Below are 15784 nucleotides of genomic sequence, written 5' to 3'. Positions count from 1 at the left end.
CCGTCGGGGGGCGGGGGTGGCGCGGGGGAGGTCGGCGGCGGGCTCGACGGGCTTCTCGTCGGCGGGCTTCTCGTCGTCGGGCTTCGGTTCGTTGCCCCAGGAGATGACGGCCACGTACGGCGGCTTGATCTCGTAGACCGGGAGCAGGTCGTCGGCGATCCGCCGGTACAGCGCCTCGGGTATGTCCACCGCGGCCGGGGCGGTGTCGTCGGCGGTCAGGTGGGACAGGGCCTGGGCGATGTGCCAGGAGCGGCCGGGGCCGAGGCGGCGGGCGCGGGCGGCGTGCTCCTGCTTGGACGCGGTCTTGGGCAGGTCGGGCAGGGCGAAGCCGGTGACCCACATCTGGACGACGGTGTCGGCGAAGAGCAGGGCGAGGCCGAGTTCGCGGTTGTCGGGGCCGATGAGGCGGAGGCGTTCCGCTGTGGCCGTCAGGTCCTCGACCGTCCAGGGTGCGCCGAGGCGGCCGGCCAGGTCGGTGGCCACGGGTCGAAGGTCGTTGAGGAGCAGGGGTTCGGCCGAGGCGTCGGTCGGCTCGGTGGGGTCGGGCGTCGTCTCGGGAGGGGTGGGCGTGGGGAGCGTGCGCGGGCGCTTGGAGGCGGCCGTCTGGGTCTTGGGCGTCATGGGTTTCCTCGTGAGTTCTTTGCGCTTCTTCGTAAATCCGTCGGGGGACTGGTCACCTTTGCCAATAGGTGAGGGAGGGGGCGGATTTCCCGCCCCCTCCCTCACTGTTGGGTGTCACCCGTAGCAGATGCAGGCTTTCCGCCGGTCCTCGTCGGTGATGGCACCGTGGGCCCTGAATATCCGGTCATTTACCTGGCAGAGGTCCGAGTTCTCGTCCTCCTTGTTCTGGGAGAACAGGAGGGGAACCATCCAGAGGGCCAGAAGGGTTACCTCCTCCCCGGTGATGACCATGTCCTCCTCTCCGGAGCCCCTGGTAAGGAGGGTGTCCAGGAGTCGGTGGATGTCCGTGCCGGCCTCCGGTGCCCCCTGGTTGGCCAAGGTGGTCTTGATCCAGGTGGTGAAGAGTGGGATTTCCCAGGACTGAACAAAAGTGTCCTGAGCCTTTTCCGTGTTGATTTCCATTTCTACCCCTTGTGTAGGTGATGTTCGGAACTCCTTAAACCTAGGGAACAGGAATCCGGATGAACATAGTTTCGGCTTCTGTTTTCCCGATTTATTTCCGTACATCTCCGGTGGTCTTTATGCGCTTCAAGCGGCGCGGCATGACCATGGGGAGCAGCCGTTTTCCACTTCGGTGTCGGCGATCTGGTCGAAGAGGTCGGTCTGCTTGCGGGTCCACTCGTGCGCGGTGACTCGGTCGATGGGGGCTTCGTCCAGGGGGCGGCGGGAGCGGTGCAGGTACGCCTTGCCGAGCAGGGGCTTGCCGCGGGCGTTCCCCCGGGCGTTCCCGGCGCGGATCGCCCGGTCGAAGGCGACGGCGTCCGCCCACGCCTTCGGCTGTGTGTCGCGCAGGTGCCTCCAGTGCCCGTTGTTGTGGAAGGGGCACCCGATGCACGACGACCGGGGTGTTGTGGCCCAGCCGTGGGCGCGGAGGTACCGGAGGCAGTCCTCCCGGGTCCAGCCTCCTCGCCCGTCCGCCGCCCCCGGGAGGTAGAGGAGGGGGAACGCCGAGCTGAGGTACTGGACGCCCGAGTCCCGGGCGCGGTGGAACTCGTCGCGGCTGATGCCGATCCACGTCTCGGCGTGCAGGCCGCGCGGGACGGAGTACGGGTGGGGGTAGCCGAGGAGTTCCCTGACCTTCCGCTTGAGCGGGGTGAGTTTGTACTGATCCGTGCACTGGCGCCGGAGAAGCCCGTCGCCGCCGTCCGGGTTGCGGATGTGCAGGGGCATGGAGGCGAAACGGTGCGCCGGGTCGAGGGCGTCGTTGCGGATGTGGCCGGCGGAGACGCGGTAGAGCGGGGTGCCGCTGGGCTTGAACACCTCGTTCTCAAGGCGGTCGAGGTGGGCGTACACCTCTTCTGTCTCCCAGCCGGTGTCGGCGAAGATCGCCGCGTCGAGGGGCGGCAGGACGTGGGCGGCGGCGAGGAGCGCGATCGTCGTGGACTGCACGCCGGCGCCGAGGGAGAGGATCCGGAGCGCGGGCCTGGTCACGCTGCCTCCCCGCTGACCCGGGCCATGAGGCGTTCGGCGCGGCCGACGGCGGCCATCATCCGGGCGGTGGCGACGACGTTGTCACGGTGCGCCCTGGCCCCGGCGGCGTGCTCCATGGCCTTGCGGGGCAGCTCGGGGTCGGCCAGGGAGTTGCCGCACGAGACGTAGGCGTTGGGGCCGAGGTCCCAGAGCAGGACGTTGACCGCGGCGCCGGCGGCGGCGAGCGGGTCGACATCGGTTAGATGCCACGTGAAGTCGTGCGGGTTGAAGCCGCCGTCACGCAGGTGGTTGACCAGGGAGCGGAACATGCCGCCGGTGCCGCCCGCCGGGTCGTAGAACGAATGGCCGGGCTCTACGTCCTGGAGGTCGTAGAGCATCCGGGCCATCACGTCGCACACATCGGGGGGCGTGTGGTACTCGCCGAGCCCGTCCCTGGCGCCCTCGGACCGCAGGTGGGTGATGACCCACGACATCAGGTCGATGTCGGTGCTCATGCCCGGGATTCCGCTGTGGGTGTATTCCAACATGCCGTTGGTCAGGACGGCCTTGGTGACGGCCCGGACGCCCCGAAGGATGTTGGTGTCGGGCTCCTCGTCCTGGAGCCAGGTCGCGAGGACGCTGGCCCGGTCGACGAGGTCGGGGCGGTCGATCCACCGGTGTGCCCAGGTCTCCTCGTAGAGCTTCCACAGCTCGGTGTCACTGAGGCCCATCAGCCAGTCGGCCATCCTCGGGACCTCCGGTCCCTCGAAGGGGAGGAGGGCGAGAGCGGCGACAACACCGACGGGGATCTCGATCCGGGAGCCGCCATGGGCGTTGTTCCAGGCGGCGCAGACGCGCTCACCGATGGTGATGCCGTCGCGGCGGGCGTACCGGCGGCGCTGTTTGGGCGTCGGCGGTGCCGGCGTGGGGGCGAAGTAGGGGCGCTCCCGGGAAACGGTTCGCTGGGTGCCCGGGAGGAGGGGAGCACCGTCCTCGTCCGGGCTCGGAGCCGGAGCCGGGGCGGGAGCGGGAGCGCGGCGGAAGGTGTCGGGGACGGCGGGCTTGTCGTCCCCGTCGCCGAGGAGGTCGAGCAGGCGCATCGTTTCTCCTTGCGGAAATGGGGCACCCCGGCCGCCAACGAGGGCGGCCGGGGCGCGGCGGGTGGAAGGCGGGACTACCGGTTGTCGGCGGCGGCGAACTCCGCTTCGGCGCAGTCGACGCAGAGGGGGTCGTCGCGGTGCCATCCGGAGTGGCACTCGTTGCAGGTCCCGCAGCCGGCGCAGAGTTCGACGTGGTCGACGGCGGGGCTGGAGTCGCAGTCGGGACAGGACCGGGCCGGTGGAGGGGGCATCTGGGACTCCCGTGAGAAGGGCTGGCCGCCCCGTACACGGACGGGGCGGCCGGTCCGGGGGGTCATGAGGGGAGTTCGCCGATGGCCCGGGAGAGGGGCGTCAGGGCCTGGTCGGGCCGACCGGTGAGGACCAGCCAGTGGTACTGGTACAAGCCGACCAGGGCCAGGGTGTCGAAGCTCTCCACGAGGGCAATGAGGGTCGACGTCCGGCGGTCGTACGGAAGGTGGCGGTAGGCGTGGACGGCGAAGTCGTAGACGGCCTCGAGGACGCGGTAGTGCACGTCGACGTCCGCGCAGAAGATCCGGGCGGCGGCCTGGGCGAACGGGAGGTGGGCCAGGAAGTGCTCCTGCGGGGCCGGGGTGTCGGCCGACTGCTGCCGCTGGGCGACGGCCTCCGCGCCGAGGGCGAGGGCTTCGATCGCGGTGATGCAGTGGACGGTGACGAACTCGAAGCACTCGTCGTACAGGCGGAGCATGAGGGCGGTGTGCTCGTCGGGGTCGGTGGGCGCGAGCACCGGGGTGTGGACGGTGTGGGGGGTGACGCTGTCGTTGTAGGGGACGTACCAGGTGGGTGCCATGCCTTCTCCAAGAGGTCGTGGCGGGAACAGAACTTCTACTTAGATTTTATAGGCAGAAACTTCGCGAGTACAGAGCGAGCCCGCGAGGTCTCCGCAGGTCAAGATGGGTTTGTTGTGGTCTGCACGCCCTGCGGCCACTGGACGTTGTCAAGGGCACGCCGGTGGGTGTCCGGCACGACCGCGAGCGGCCACCCGGCCCAGTGCAGGCCCATGGCGGCGAGCACGAAGGCGTCGCTCTTGTCGTACCGGCCCGGCCCGTCGCACTCGACGCCGTACCTGCTGGCCACCGCGTCGCGCACCATGCCCTTGGCGACCCGGGCCCGCTCCTTCGCCGGGTACTCCTTCGCCGGGTACGCCGCGCCCGTGGCGTAGATCGTGCGCGCGTGCGGCGTCACCACCGCGTACGGGACCTTCCTGTCCCACAGGTCCTGGGTGACGATCCACCACAGGCCGGCGAGCTCGTGGTGGCCGGCCTGCCTCCCCTGGCTGTACGCGGCGCCCTCCACCACCACCAGGGCCGCGTCGGCGGTCCGCTCGCCTATCTCCCGCCGGAGCCAGCGCAGCCGCTGGTGCCCGCGGCTCTTCGTCCTCAGCGCCTCCGTCCATCCTTCGCCGGCGACGCCGGTCGAGGTCAGCGACAGGTCGAGGCCGATCACGACGGGCGGTGCGGGCGCGGGGGCGGGCAGGCCGGGAAGGCTCATCTGGCCGGGGACGCTCAAGGTGGTGCTCCTTGCAGGGGTGGAGAGGCTGTCCGGCCGGAGGGCGCGAGGAGCCGCAGGCCGGAGGTGATGCCCCCGACCGGTCCGGGGGCGCTGGGGTGAACGCGTGGGGCGGCCCCGCGCGGGGCCGCCCCACGGCTTTACGCGGAGCGGTGCCGCTCGAACGCGCGGCGGTTCAGCGCGCCAACGTCGGAGAGCAGGCTCATGACGCCGGCGGTGAACTCCTTCGGCTCCGCGCTCACCAGACCGTCGAACAGCGCCTTGCACTGCTCGTCGTCGTTGTTGGCGCGCGCCGTGATGAGGCGCGCGGAGAACACGTGCGCCTGGTGGCACGGGCCGTGCGGCTGGGGTTCCTTCATCGCCCACACCTGGCCGGGGGTCAGGTCTCCGAGCAGGACGAGGTTCTGGCGGCCCATCTCGGCGAGCAGGAGGCACACGCTGTACATGCCGCTCGTGCTGTTGAACGCGATGACCTCCTCCATGATGCGTATGGCCCGCGCCGCCTGGTGGTTCATTGCGGCGCCGACGGCTTCGCCGACTCGGATGACGCGCTCGATGTTGTCCACGGGGACGGTTCCTTTCAGAGTTCCGGGGCCCCGCCGCGGGAGCGGCGGGGCGGCTGGCGCCCGGGGTGGTCGGGCTGTGGTCAGCCGAGGTCCAGGACTGCGGCCCTGGTGAGGTCGAAGTGGTAGAACCGACCGCCGCGGCGGGGGCCGTCGGGCAGTTCGGTGACGAAGGGACTCCAGGTGTCGTGGTTGGAGTCGTCCAGGTAGGGCACCCACTCGTTCATGCCGTAGGTGGCCATGTCCGGGTCCTCGACGCCTTCGGTGGTGGCGAAGGTGCGGTCCTCGCCGCTCTTCGTCCAGTACCGGCCGGTGGCCCACAGGGAGCCGTCTCGTGCCTCTCGCAGTTCGAGGTAGACGGCGTCGAACGGGGCCTCGGGGTGGTTGTTCGTCAGGATGTCCCGTACGGCCGCCGCGATGACGACGATGACGCCGCGCGCCAGGCGCTGGCTCGCCTTATGCGCGTTGTGGATGGCGTCGTGGAGGGCGGCGCGCTCTACGGCGCCGTCGGGGATCGAGTAGGAGGGGGTGAGGCTGGTCATGTGTCCTCGTGTTCTCTGTAGGCGGGACGCGTGCAGCCGAGGGCGGTGAACCGTTCCTCGGGGGCGTGCGGGGAGGCCGCCGCCCCGCAAGGAGGGCGGGGCGGCCGGCGGGCGGCGAGGTCAGGTGGCGGCGCGGCTGATGCCGGCGAGGACGTCGGGCTCCTCGGGCCGCCCGCTGTCCGTCGGGTTCCGCACCTCCGCGAACAGGGACTTGACGACCGCGCCCCCGCACCAGATCCGGCCGCCGCACACGCCGTCGAACCGGGCGTAGCGGGGCTGCACCAGGGCGACGCACTCCTTGGTGAACGGGCACCACCGGCATACCTCCAGGGCGCCGCTGCACAGGTCCACCAGGTCGTGCTGGTTCTTCCAGGCGCTGTCGCGCGGGGAGAACAGCGCGCTGTCCCCTCGGCACGGGGCCTGGGACACCCACTCGCGCGTCACTGCTTCGCCTCCGGCGTCTCGCCGGTGGGGCAGGAGCAGTGCTCGGGCCGCCAGGAGCAGCGGGCGCACAGCCCGGTCACGAGGCCGGTGCTCGCGGCGTACTGCCGGCCGCCGGTGGCCCACGCGAAGGCGTACGTCGCGAGGGCGCTGTTGCGGTCGTCCAGGGAGCCGAGGTGGTAGAGGTCCAGGGCGTGGTAGCCGGTGAGGACGCACGCGAGCTTGAGGATCGTCCACTGGGAGTGGCTCGCTTCCAGGGGGCGTGGGGCGTTGACGCCGGGGAGGGTGCCGGAGCCGTTGCAGTGGTCGGCGGCGCCCTGCCAGCTGATGAAGCTGACGCCGCTCGGCAGGGTGGTGATGATCTCGGCGCGCAGCAGCTTGGGGAGCCAGTAGCCGTGGTGAACGAGGAGCCAGGTGGCGGCCCTGGGGCCCTTCGCTGCGCCAGCGGAATCGGCAAGCTGCCGTACGAGCGTGCCGTGGTCGATCGGGTTCATCGCATCTCTCCAAGAGGTGTGTGGTGGGCCCGCCCCGGCCGGGGCGGGCCCGGGGGGGGTTACAGGTCTTCGCCGCTGATGGCTTCGACCAGGGCGGACATCAGCACCTCGGCCGCCGGAGGCGTCACCGCGTTGCCGTACTGGCGGACGCGCTCGCGCCGGTTGCCGAGGAGCCGGTAGGTGGGGTGGAAGGCCATCGCGTTGCCGATCTCGGACGGCTGCAACATCCGCAGCAGGCAGTCCTCGACCGCCACGCCGTGGATCAGGCCGTCGTCGGCGGTGACCAGCCCGTGGCGGTCGACGGTCGTGATGGTCCTCATCGGTTCGCCGGTGGGGGCGGCCGTGCCCCGGCCGTAGTACGGCACGAGCAGGGCGTCCGTCTCCCGGGTGGTGCGGGTCCGCATCGGCTCGGTGACCGGCGCGGCCTCGTCGTTCCAGGTGCCGCCGACGGGGACGAGGAGCGAGTCGGACTCGCGGGGGCCGGTCACGAGACCGTGGTGGTTCCCGGACGCGCACACGGTCGCCAGCGGCTCGTCCACCCCGCGGGCCTTCTTCTGGGAGCCGCCGCCCCTCATCTCGGCGATGAACGGCAGGAACTGGCCCGGCAGGTAGGCGACTCCGGTCTCGTTGCGGGTCGTCATGGTTCGCATGGGCTCGGCGTCGAGCGGGAACGGCTTCTTGCCCTCGCGTCCTTCCATCGGGACGGCGACGGGGCGGGCGTAGCGGTCGAGGCCCGCCCGTATGCGGGCGATGGTCTTCTCGGCCAGCGGCTTGCTGCGGTCCCCGATGCGGACGCCCGGGACGGTCCAGTCGATCGCGGCGGCGGCAGGGAGCACGTGGGGCTCCACCACGCGGGCGCAGCCGGGGCGCGGGCACAGGTAGACGTACTGGAAGCGGTAACTCCCGGTCGTGCGGCCGTTCTTGAACGACTGGCGCGCCTGGACGCGGCCGTGGTCGGGGCACGTTGCGGTCGGCGACGTCCACTTCTCCACGTCGGGTCGGCGGCCGAGCTTCTTGAGGGTGAGCAGGTCGTACTTCCGGTTGCGCGACTGCGGGGCGCGCGGGGACCCGAAGCGCGGTTCGGCGTGCATCGAGTTGAGGTAGACGCTGGTGATGTCGTAGCCGAGGCTGTCGGCGGCCTGCCGCCAGGAGGGATAGAGGATCCACTTGTCCAGGTCGGGGACGTTCTCAACGATGGCGCCGAGCACGGGACGGCCGCGCAGGTGCATCGCCTCCAGGTAGCGCAGGACGTCCCACATGGTGGCGCGCGACCGTACGGCGGCCTCGGTGGGCAGGATCTCGCCGAACAGGTCCGGCTGCCGGTCGGAGTCGGCGCGCACGCCGCGCGCGATGGTGTGGTTGGTGCACTCGGGCGAGCCCCACACGATGTCGGTGCGCGGGTAGCGGGCGAAGTTGATCTGGCTGATGTCGGCGCAGTCGTGGTCGACCTTGGGGAAGTTCAGCGCGTGGGAGTCGATGGCGAGGGACCAGTGGTTCGCGGCGATCTTCAATTCCACGCCGGGGACGAGGTGCATCCCCTGCCCGCTTCCGCCGGCGCCGCAGAAGAAGTCGGTGACGGTGTAGGTCATCGGTGAGCCTTTCGGGCGGGCCCGCCCCGGGGCCGGGGCGGGCCGGGGCGGGTCAGCGGCGAGAGGCGTTGGAGAGCGCCGAGGCGAGGTGGGAGCGGACGGTGTCGAACAGGCAGGGCTCCCCGTCGACCGGGACGACGTTCTGCATGTGGCCGGGCTGGTGGTGGTGCTGGCGGGTGACCTCCCAGGCCGTCGGGACGCCGTCCGCGTCGATGTCGAGGGGGTAGCAGAGCAGGTACGTGTCGTCGGGCAGGTCGAAGGCGATCCGGTAGGTGCCGGTGTCGACTCCGGCCTCGGCCTCGATGCCGTGCTCGGTGAGCAGGGCCATGACGTTGGCGGGCAGCTCGGGGCCGTCGGCCTTCTCCGGGGCCTCGGTCTTCGCGCGGTCGAGGCCGGCGGCAAGGTGCTGGTGGGCGGCGTCCTGCTCGGCCTTGGCGTGGGGGAGGACGACGGCCATCAGCGCCAGGACGTCGGTGCCGTTCGCCGCCTGGTCACCCCGGGCCGAGTCGTAGACGAGGTGGCGGTCAGCGCCCTTGGAGCACAGGTGCATGACGTGCCAGGCGCCGAGTTCGGCGCGGTCGAGCGGCAGGGCCTCCACGCCGTTCTCGTCGGAAGCCTGGATCGCGAGTTCGCAGCCGTTGGGCAGTTCGGCGGTGATGCTGAACTCGCCGCCGCACATCTCCACGTCGGTGGGGATGCCGTCGGAGCGCAGCATGGTGATCACGTCGCTGTAGGTGACCCACAGGCGCTGCCACAAGGGGTCGTTGACTCGGTGGTGGTTGGGGAAGGGCAGGGGCTTGAACACGTACATCACTCTCCAAGAGGTGTAGGTAAACCGATCGAGTGTTGCGGACTATCTGAACTCCGGCGCGCACACCGAAGGAGGTCCAGAAGGGGGGGTGTTAGTTAGATTTTATATGCAGTCAGGTTCAGAAGCCAGAGGAGCCGATCATGGTTTCGGTTTCCCGAGCCCTCTCTCGCGCGTCAGATTCCGACCCTTCCGGGCCTCCTCGCGCGCCTGCCTCCGTGCTGCCGCCAGCCGGTCGGGCCGCTCTCGCACGATCCGCAGGTTCTCCTCTTTCTCCGCCTGCAGAGCCTCGAACTTCGCGCGTTCGGTCTGCCGGTCCGTCTCGACCTTGGCCCGCTCCTCGGCCGCGCGCACTGCTCTCGGGCTCGTGCCACAGGCGCGGCAGTTGCCCGCCAGTACCCGGTGGCGGGCGCAGCCCTTCGCCGAGGAGTCCGGAGCTTCCGGTACGGCATCGTCCGTAGGGGGAGGGGGGTACTGCAGGAGAGAGGAAGGAGAAAGGAAGGAAGGGGTTCCACCGGTGGAACCCTGCCCTCGCCGCCAGGAGGGTTCCACGCGTGCAACCCTTCCCCGTCGGCACCTTTCGGCGGCTGATCCTCCTGCCCGTGCTCCTCGGTCTCCTGCGGTCGTTCCTCCTCACCCCGCTCACTCTGCTCGGGCGCCGCGCGAGACTCCTTCCGCACCTCGACGTCGCGGTAGGTCATCGCCGGCTTCGACGGCCGCGCACGCTGCAGCCCTCTCCGCGCCTTGTTCTCGTTCTTCGGTGCCTTGTCCGCCTCGTGGTGCCGGGCGTCCAGCTCCTCGTTGCTGGGGATCGAAGGCACCCCCATCGGGAACACCCGGTACACAGCGGCCCGGCCGATCCGTCCGACGGTGACGCGCTCGACCAAGCCCATGGCGACGAGTTCGGTCACGATCGTCGTGCACCGGGACTTGGACACACCGACCCACGCCCGCAGACGGCGCATCCCCGGCCGGGCAAGGCGCGTCTCGTCGTCGGCCGAGTCGCAGATCTTCATCAGCGCCAGCTTCTGGCCCTGGTTGACCACGTCGGGCGGCAGGTACGCCGCCACGATCATGAGGTGGATGGACAAAGAGGACTCCCCCTCCAGATGCGGGCGCCGCCCGCCCGGCGCGCGGGCGGGCGGCGCAGGCGGACGATCAGCTCCGGACGGGCTTCACGTTGATGCTCACGGCCGTGGTCCGGCCGGTCTTGCGCTCGGGAATCGGGAGGCCGGCGTCCTTGAGCACGGAGACCATCCGCTTCTCGTCGGGCACCATCGGCACCTCCAGCCCCTCCGTCTCGTAGAGGTCGACCATCGCCTCGACGTCGGGCTCGGTGGTCGGGTTGCCGCCGGACCACAGCAGCTCGTTGCTGCCGTAGATCCCCTCCGGGGCGCCGTCGAGCTTGGCGCGGGCGAACTTCTTCGCCTTCTTCCCCGCCGACTCCAGCTCGTGGCCCTTCACGTATTCCGCCAGGGCCTGCTCCCGGTCGGCGTCCGTGCGGACGAGGGCGGACTGCGCCGTCCGGCCGGGAGCCGGGACGCCCCAGCACGCGGTCATGAACGCGCAGTTGTCGCAGATCGCGTCCAGGCCGGGCCCGTCGAAGTCGCGGCGCGCCTGCTCCGGGCTGGGCAGGTCGCGGACGTTCTCCACCCACCAGCGGGCGAACGTCGCGCTCACCGGGTCGAAGGCGATCTCGTGTATGTGCTCGTCGCCGTTGTCCCGGTTGATGAAGCGGAAGCGGATGGCGACGACGTTCAGCGGGCCGAGGCGGGCCAGGTACCGCTGTCCGGGGACATCCTCGAACCCGACGCTGGCGAGCACGCCGGCGTACAGGTACGCCTGACGCAGCTCGGCCTCCGTCGGGCCGTACCGCAGGACCTTGTCCCAGAGGTACGTGGACTTCGTCTTGACGTCCTCCACGATCACCCCCTCGCCGGGCGCCGGGACCTTGGGGCGCATCCGGCGGGGCAGGCGCGCGGCCGTGGCCTCATCGAGCTGGACGGCGTCGACGTGACCGAGGATCGTCGCGTCGCGGACGCTGCGCTCGACCAGCCAGCCGTACTCGGTGCGGGCGGACTCCAGCAGTCCTTCGTGGAGGTAGATGCCGAGCAGGGCGGCACGCTTCTCGTGGTGGTCGGTGGGCTCGGCGCCGGCGAGGATGTACGCCGCGCGCCGCTGGCACACAGTGTCGGACGCGCCGAGTTCTCTCTGCTGCGACCGGTCGCTTCGGTCACTGACCTCGTGGGCGGCCGTCCAGATCGACGGCGGTTCGAGGGGAAGAGCGGACATGGTTCAGGTCTCCAAGAGGTGGGGAGGCCGCGGGGCGGGGCCTCGCGTGGGTCATCCCGCCCCGCGGCCGGTCATCAGCGGCGTGTCGCCGTGGTCGTACGGCTGGCGCGGGAACGCCGACGCGGAGTGGCGGCCGGCTCCGGCTCCTGCGACTCGGGCCGGCCCGGGGCGTCGCCGGTCTCGGCCTCGCGGGCGGCGGCCTCGCGCAGCTTGTCGCCGTCGGTGGCCGTGCGGGGCTCTCCCATCTCCGTGGGCGGGTTCTTGAGCCGCTCGACCTTCGCCTCGATCTCCGCGCGGATCGACAGGACCTCCCGGCGCTCCAACCCCTCCTCGGGGGCGGCGGCCTTCCGCCACAGGGCGCCCAGCTCGGCGATGTCCTCGGGGTCCTCGAAGTCCTCGAAGTCGTGGTCGTCCAGCCAGGCACTCACCCGGTCGCCAGCCAGGGCGGGCATCTGCCGGGGCTGGGAGCTGACCGAGCAGCCCATGAGGTTGAAGACGAGGTGCTCGATGGTGAAGTCCGACAGTCGCATCGGGCGGCGCTTCTCGACGCGCAGCCGCAGCGAGCGGGCCTTGATGACCTGCGGGTCCTGGTCGCGCTTGAGGCGGACCCATACCGAGGAGTCGAACGGCAGGTCCTTGTGACCCTGGACCTTCCACTCCTTGAGGTTGCCGACCGGGTTGCCGTTGTCATCGACGACGGAGACCTGCTTGCCGCGCGCGAGGCACACGACGATCCCGGAGAACGTCTGCAGCAGGTGGATGACGCGCTGCCAGCGGTCGACGGCGTCGTTCCAGAGGTTCATCGTGATGTCGACTGCGGCGTCCGGGTCCTGTTCGAGGACGGCCCGGTTCTTCTTCGTGCGGCGGGCGCGCTCCTGGGTCCAGTTCGTCAGCATCCGCCACAGGGCGGAGGCGGAGTCGATGACCAGAACGACGGGCGGCTCTTCGGCGAGGGCCGCGCGGCGGGCCTCGGCGTGAACGGCTTCGATCTGCTCCAGGATGTCGCGGAACGTGCCGTCGTGGTCGATGATCTCGTACCGGGCCCCGCCGATCGCGGCGTACTCGTCGGCGGACCCTTCGGCGAGGTCGACCCAGTAGGTCTGGCCGATGAGGGTGGAGGCGGAGAACTCGGCGGCGCTGTAGGACTTGCCGCTCCCCTCCTCTCCCTCGATGAGGATGAGCGGCCAGGGCACGATCCCGGTCGGCTTCCTCGTCTTGAGCTTCGGTGGCATGACTGCGTGTGCTCCCAAGGTCGGTTCAGTCCGTGCGCAGAGCGCGGGTGCTGAACAGGCGAGTCCACTCGGGATGTCGCTCCAGGAGGAGGCGGACGTATCGCGAGCGGAAGTTGTTGTTCAGGCGGAACTCGTCGCCTCGGGTGGCTTCGCCGTAGCGCCAGCGCAGGAGCTCGAAGAGCATCGCGATGCCGACGCGGGGCCAGTGCTGGCCCACGCAGCGAGCGGTCATGGCTTCCAACTCGTCCAGAACCCAGGGGTTCAGCTCATGGAATGCCTCGAATCGCTCCTGGATCGTGGCGCCAGCCAGCGGCTCCGGCAGGCGGATCTCCTTGATCTCCAGCCCAGGAAGTTCCTGTTGATGAGCCCGCACGGCGCCCCCGTCAAGTAGTGCCACATTGGAGTGTTGCGGCCTATCTTTACGGATGCTAGCGGGTTGATCAACGCCCTTCTTCCCTGAGAATGCCGACCGCCCCGCAGCTCAAGGGCTACGGGGCGATCCCGAGACTCCCTCGCGCGCCCGATATCCGGGAGGACGAGATAATTAGATTTTATATGCAATTAGCCGGATTGGGAAGGGGCTTCACCCCGCCCGCCCCTTCGTCGCGGCCGGGCCACGCTTCTTGATCACCGCCCCCGGGCCGTCGTACGACCCGTCCCTCAACGCCGCCTCGACGCTCGGGTCCACCTCCCACGCGAGCGTCCGCGCCTGCGCCTGCAGCGCGGGCGCCGCCCGCAGCAGCGTGTCCAGGAGCCACAGCGGCGACCCCGACAGCATCCAGTCCGGCTCGGCCGGCTTGCCCGGCCGAGCCTGCTGCGTCAGGACCTCCGCGTGGGCCAGGCCGAACAGCATCGCGCCCTCCTGCTGACCCACGAGCGGCGGGAACTGGGCCACGTCCTCCACCCACCGGGCCGGCATCTGCTCCGCCACCAGGCGCTCCAGCACCTCTTCGCTCACCTCCCGCCGGCGAGGCGTCGACTCCCCGAAGCTCCGCGCGAACGCGAGCGGCCAGTACGGCGACCCCGACACGATCCGGGCCTGCTCGTAGGTGAGCGTCCCGCGCCCGATCCACTGGGACACCTGCGGCCCCCGCACCCCGTACAGGGCCGCGAACTCCTGCGACCCCACCAACAGCGGCTTCTCCACCGTCACCACGCCCCGCTCTCCACCGGCACACCCTATGCCTATAGATACTAACCAGGCGTGGGGTGATCCTCTACGCCGTACCGGTGCTACTCTGGCGGCCTCCAAGAGGTCGAGGCCCCCACCGCAAGGTGGGGGCCTCTTCCCTCTCCGGGGCTACGCCGCCGGGTACTCCGGCGGGCGCGCCCAGCCCAGCAGCCAGCCGAAGCGCCGCGACAGCCTCAGCTCCGCGAACCGGAACAGCGCGTAGTAGCCGACGACGAACCCGGCGGTCACCAGCGTCTCGATCGCGTCCGACTCGATCTCGACGCCCAGGCGCAGAGCCTGGGTGATCAGCCACCCGGCGACGAGCGGCGCGACCGTCCGCGCCACGGACAGCAGGTAGGCGTACAGCATCAGCTCTTCTCCCTGGACTCGCGGGCGACAGCGGCGTTCGCCCAGAACATGGCCTGCTCGCACAGCGTCAGCGCGAGCGCCTTCTCCCGGCCCTTAGGCAGCCGTCCGTCGAAGAGGAGGGCGAGGTCGCGGCACGCCGCCCTCACCTCTTCGTGCGCGGCGACCCGCTCCGGGGTGTCGGCCGGGTGGTACCCGAACCGCCTCTCGATCTCCTCCGGTGTCAGCGCCACCGGATCACCTCTTCCCGTACGCGAGGGTGAACAGGTACGCCCACCCCTTCGGGCCGATCGCCGGGTCCCTGGTCACGCCCTCGGCCTTGAACTGGCGGTGCGCGTCGTGGAACTTCGCGACACCGGCCTGAGTGCGCGGCCCGTACGCGTCCGCGAGCTCCCCGTCCGTGATGGTGAGGAAGCCGGCCGCCCGCAGCGCCTTCTGCAGCGGCTTCGCCGAGGGCCGGTCCTTGCCCGGCGCCAGGCCGGCGGGGAACGGCGGCGGCGCGTACGGGGTCGGCTTCGGGCCGGGCGCGGGATGGGAAGGGGCGGGCCCGTCGTGCTCGTCCTTGAGGATGCGGGCGACCCGGGCCCGGAAGCTGTCCATCGAGAACCCTCTCGGGTCCGGCTTCCCCGGCTGCCATTCGAGGTGGCCGATCACCGACCTCTCGCTCCACCCGTGCGCGGCGCACAGGGCCGCCGCCCACCGCGCGGCGGCGTCGATCTGCTCCTCGGGCCACGGGTCGCGGCCGTCACCGCGGTTGATCAGCTCAGCGCCGTAGAAGTGGGTGTTGCCGTCGGCGTCGGCCTCGTCGTCCGTCGGCAGCGCCTTCTCGCCGATCACGGCCTGGAGCACGTCCCGGTCGCCGCGCCCGGCATGGTTCGTACGGCCCCAGCCGACAAGGTGGACGGTACCCGCCTTGTCGATCACCGAGTGGCACAGCGGGCCCGGCAGGGTGGAGTGCCCGGCGTAGCACAGGCTGACCATCCCCGCCTCGGTGCTGTACTCGCCGGTGTGGTGGATGACCACCCCGTGCACCGGCCCCCACGGGCCGATGTGGTTGCGGTTGTGGGTCCGCCAACTGCGGACCTCCTTGATCGCCAGTCCGGCGGCCCTGACGGTGGCCAGCGCACGGTCGGCGTTGAGCGGTACTGCCATGAGCGCGTCCTGCTTCTCCCCCGCGCCTGGCTCTGGGTGGTGCGTGTACGGCTATCCCACGAACTTCGCGAGCAGCCAGGAGGTGACGAGTCCGACGATGATCGGCGCGACGATCGCGGAGATCGCCAGTCGGCGGTTGGTGCGGGCCTCGGTCGCCTCCCGCTCCTGGGCCCGCTTCACCTCGGCCAGGTCGTCCTCGATCGCCTGGAGTCGCACGTTGGCCGTCCGCTGATCGGCGGCGTACTCGTTCTGCGTGACCATCTCGGCCAGCCGGGCGGCGAACGACGCGAAATCGGCGCGCAGGTCGTCACGCATCTGCTGCATGGCACGCAGCAGCTCCCACGGGGTGGGGTCCTGATTGGGCGCGGTCAACTCCCGCTCCTCTTCCAGCCGGC

At 70.5% G+C, this 15784-nt stretch carries 22 protein-coding genes; all 22 read right to left on the bottom strand.

The annotated features are described in order from the left end of the window. Positions 1 to 621, bottom strand: a 621-nt coding sequence (locus ADL08_RS08605) for a hypothetical protein (RefSeq protein WP_159048493.1), incomplete at its 3' end; no start/stop codon positions are given. Between the two features lie 114 nt (positions 622 to 735). Then, on the bottom strand, positions 736 to 1083 hold the full coding sequence (locus ADL08_RS08600) for a hypothetical protein (RefSeq protein WP_053641475.1): 348 nt from the start codon (positions 1081 to 1083) through the stop codon (positions 736 to 738). A gap of 126 nt (positions 1084 to 1209) precedes the next feature. Further along, entirely contained in the window at positions 1210 to 2112 is a 903-nt protein-coding gene (locus ADL08_RS08595; protein WP_234352056.1) for a hypothetical protein, read from the bottom strand. Further along, positions 2109 to 3191: an N-6 DNA methylase gene (locus ADL08_RS38690; RefSeq protein ID WP_053641474.1), complete on the bottom strand. Its 1083-nt coding sequence runs from the start codon at positions 3189 to 3191 to the stop codon at positions 2109 to 2111. The genes ADL08_RS08595 and ADL08_RS38690 overlap by 4 nt, the downstream gene beginning before the upstream one ends. A 74-nt stretch (positions 3192 to 3265) precedes the next feature. Beyond that, positions 3266 to 3442: a hypothetical protein gene (locus ADL08_RS37120; protein ID WP_159043033.1), complete on the bottom strand. Its 177-nt coding sequence runs from the start codon at positions 3440 to 3442 to the stop codon at positions 3266 to 3268. A gap of 62 nt (positions 3443 to 3504) precedes the next feature. Next, positions 3505 to 4020, bottom strand: a complete 516-nt coding sequence (locus tag ADL08_RS08585) for a hypothetical protein (RefSeq protein WP_053641473.1) — start codon at positions 4018 to 4020, stop codon at positions 3505 to 3507. Positions 4021 to 4118: 98 nt separating this feature from the next. Beyond that, entirely contained in the window at positions 4119 to 4739 is a 621-nt protein-coding gene (locus tag ADL08_RS08580; protein WP_234352055.1) for a hypothetical protein, read from the bottom strand. Positions 4740 to 4879: 140 nt separating this feature from the next. Next, positions 4880 to 5305, bottom strand: coding sequence for a hypothetical protein (locus tag ADL08_RS08575; protein ID WP_053641471.1), 426 nt, complete (start codon positions 5303 to 5305; stop codon positions 4880 to 4882). Between the two features lie 80 nt (positions 5306 to 5385). Continuing rightward, positions 5386 to 5844 carry a hypothetical protein gene (locus ADL08_RS08570; RefSeq protein WP_053641470.1) on the bottom strand — a complete coding sequence of 153 codons (459 nt, stop codon included), beginning with the start codon at positions 5842 to 5844 and terminating at the stop codon, positions 5386 to 5388. Positions 5845 to 5964: 120 nt separating this feature from the next. Next, positions 5965 to 6273 carry a hypothetical protein gene (locus tag ADL08_RS08565; protein WP_159043032.1) on the bottom strand — a complete coding sequence of 103 codons (309 nt, stop codon included), beginning with the start codon at positions 6271 to 6273 and terminating at the stop codon, positions 5965 to 5967. Positions 6274 to 6284: 11 nt separating this feature from the next. Further along, positions 6285 to 6779, bottom strand: coding sequence for a hypothetical protein (locus tag ADL08_RS08560; protein WP_053641468.1), 495 nt, complete (start codon positions 6777 to 6779; stop codon positions 6285 to 6287). A 59-nt stretch (positions 6780 to 6838) separates the two neighbouring features. Then, positions 6839 to 8368: a DNA cytosine methyltransferase gene (locus tag ADL08_RS08555; protein ID WP_053641467.1), complete on the bottom strand. Its 1530-nt coding sequence runs from the start codon at positions 8366 to 8368 to the stop codon at positions 6839 to 6841. A 52-nt stretch (positions 8369 to 8420) separates the two neighbouring features. Next, entirely contained in the window at positions 8421 to 9173 is a 753-nt protein-coding gene (locus tag ADL08_RS08550) for a hypothetical protein (protein ID WP_159043031.1), read from the bottom strand. Between the two features lie 179 nt (positions 9174 to 9352). Next, positions 9353 to 10267: a hypothetical protein gene (locus tag ADL08_RS08545; protein ID WP_053641465.1), complete on the bottom strand. Its 915-nt coding sequence runs from the start codon at positions 10265 to 10267 to the stop codon at positions 9353 to 9355. 67 nt (positions 10268 to 10334) lie between these two features. Then, positions 10335 to 11468 (bottom strand): hypothetical protein, encoded by a 1134-nt coding sequence (locus ADL08_RS08540; protein ID WP_053641464.1) that lies wholly within the window; start codon positions 11466 to 11468, stop codon positions 10335 to 10337. 74 nt (positions 11469 to 11542) lie between these two features. Continuing rightward, complete coding sequence (locus tag ADL08_RS08535) at positions 11543 to 12700, bottom strand: AAA family ATPase (protein ID WP_053641463.1); 1158 nt, start codon at positions 12698 to 12700, stop codon at positions 11543 to 11545. A 25-nt stretch (positions 12701 to 12725) separates the two neighbouring features. After that, positions 12726 to 13097, bottom strand: coding sequence for a hypothetical protein (locus tag ADL08_RS37115; protein ID WP_159043030.1), 372 nt, complete (start codon positions 13095 to 13097; stop codon positions 12726 to 12728). Between the two features lie 186 nt (positions 13098 to 13283). Further along, positions 13284 to 13856: a hypothetical protein gene (locus ADL08_RS08520; protein ID WP_053641460.1), complete on the bottom strand. Its 573-nt coding sequence runs from the start codon at positions 13854 to 13856 to the stop codon at positions 13284 to 13286. Positions 13857 to 14000: 144 nt separating this feature from the next. Continuing rightward, complete coding sequence (locus tag ADL08_RS08515; RefSeq protein ID WP_053641459.1) at positions 14001 to 14240, bottom strand: hypothetical protein; 240 nt, start codon at positions 14238 to 14240, stop codon at positions 14001 to 14003. Then, positions 14240 to 14470 carry a DUF7681 family protein gene (locus ADL08_RS08510; protein WP_107091994.1) on the bottom strand — a complete coding sequence of 77 codons (231 nt, stop codon included), beginning with the start codon at positions 14468 to 14470 and terminating at the stop codon, positions 14240 to 14242. Before ADL08_RS08510 ends, ADL08_RS08515 begins: the two co-directional genes overlap by 1 nt. Before the next feature lie 4 nt (positions 14471 to 14474). Continuing rightward, on the bottom strand, positions 14475 to 15389 hold the full coding sequence (locus ADL08_RS08505) for an N-acetylmuramoyl-L-alanine amidase (protein WP_053641458.1): 915 nt from the start codon (positions 15387 to 15389) through the stop codon (positions 14475 to 14477). Between the two features lie 51 nt (positions 15390 to 15440). After that, positions 15441 to 15761 carry a hypothetical protein gene (locus ADL08_RS08500; RefSeq protein ID WP_053641457.1) on the bottom strand — a complete coding sequence of 107 codons (321 nt, stop codon included), beginning with the start codon at positions 15759 to 15761 and terminating at the stop codon, positions 15441 to 15443. Positions 15762 to 15784: the final 23 nt, after the last annotated feature.

The sequence above is a fragment of the Streptomyces sp. NRRL F-6492 genome (assembly GCF_001280125.1).
Lineage (GTDB): Bacteria > Actinomycetota > Actinomycetes > Streptomycetales > Streptomycetaceae > Streptomyces.
This window is presented reverse-complemented; position numbering and strand designations above follow the sequence as displayed.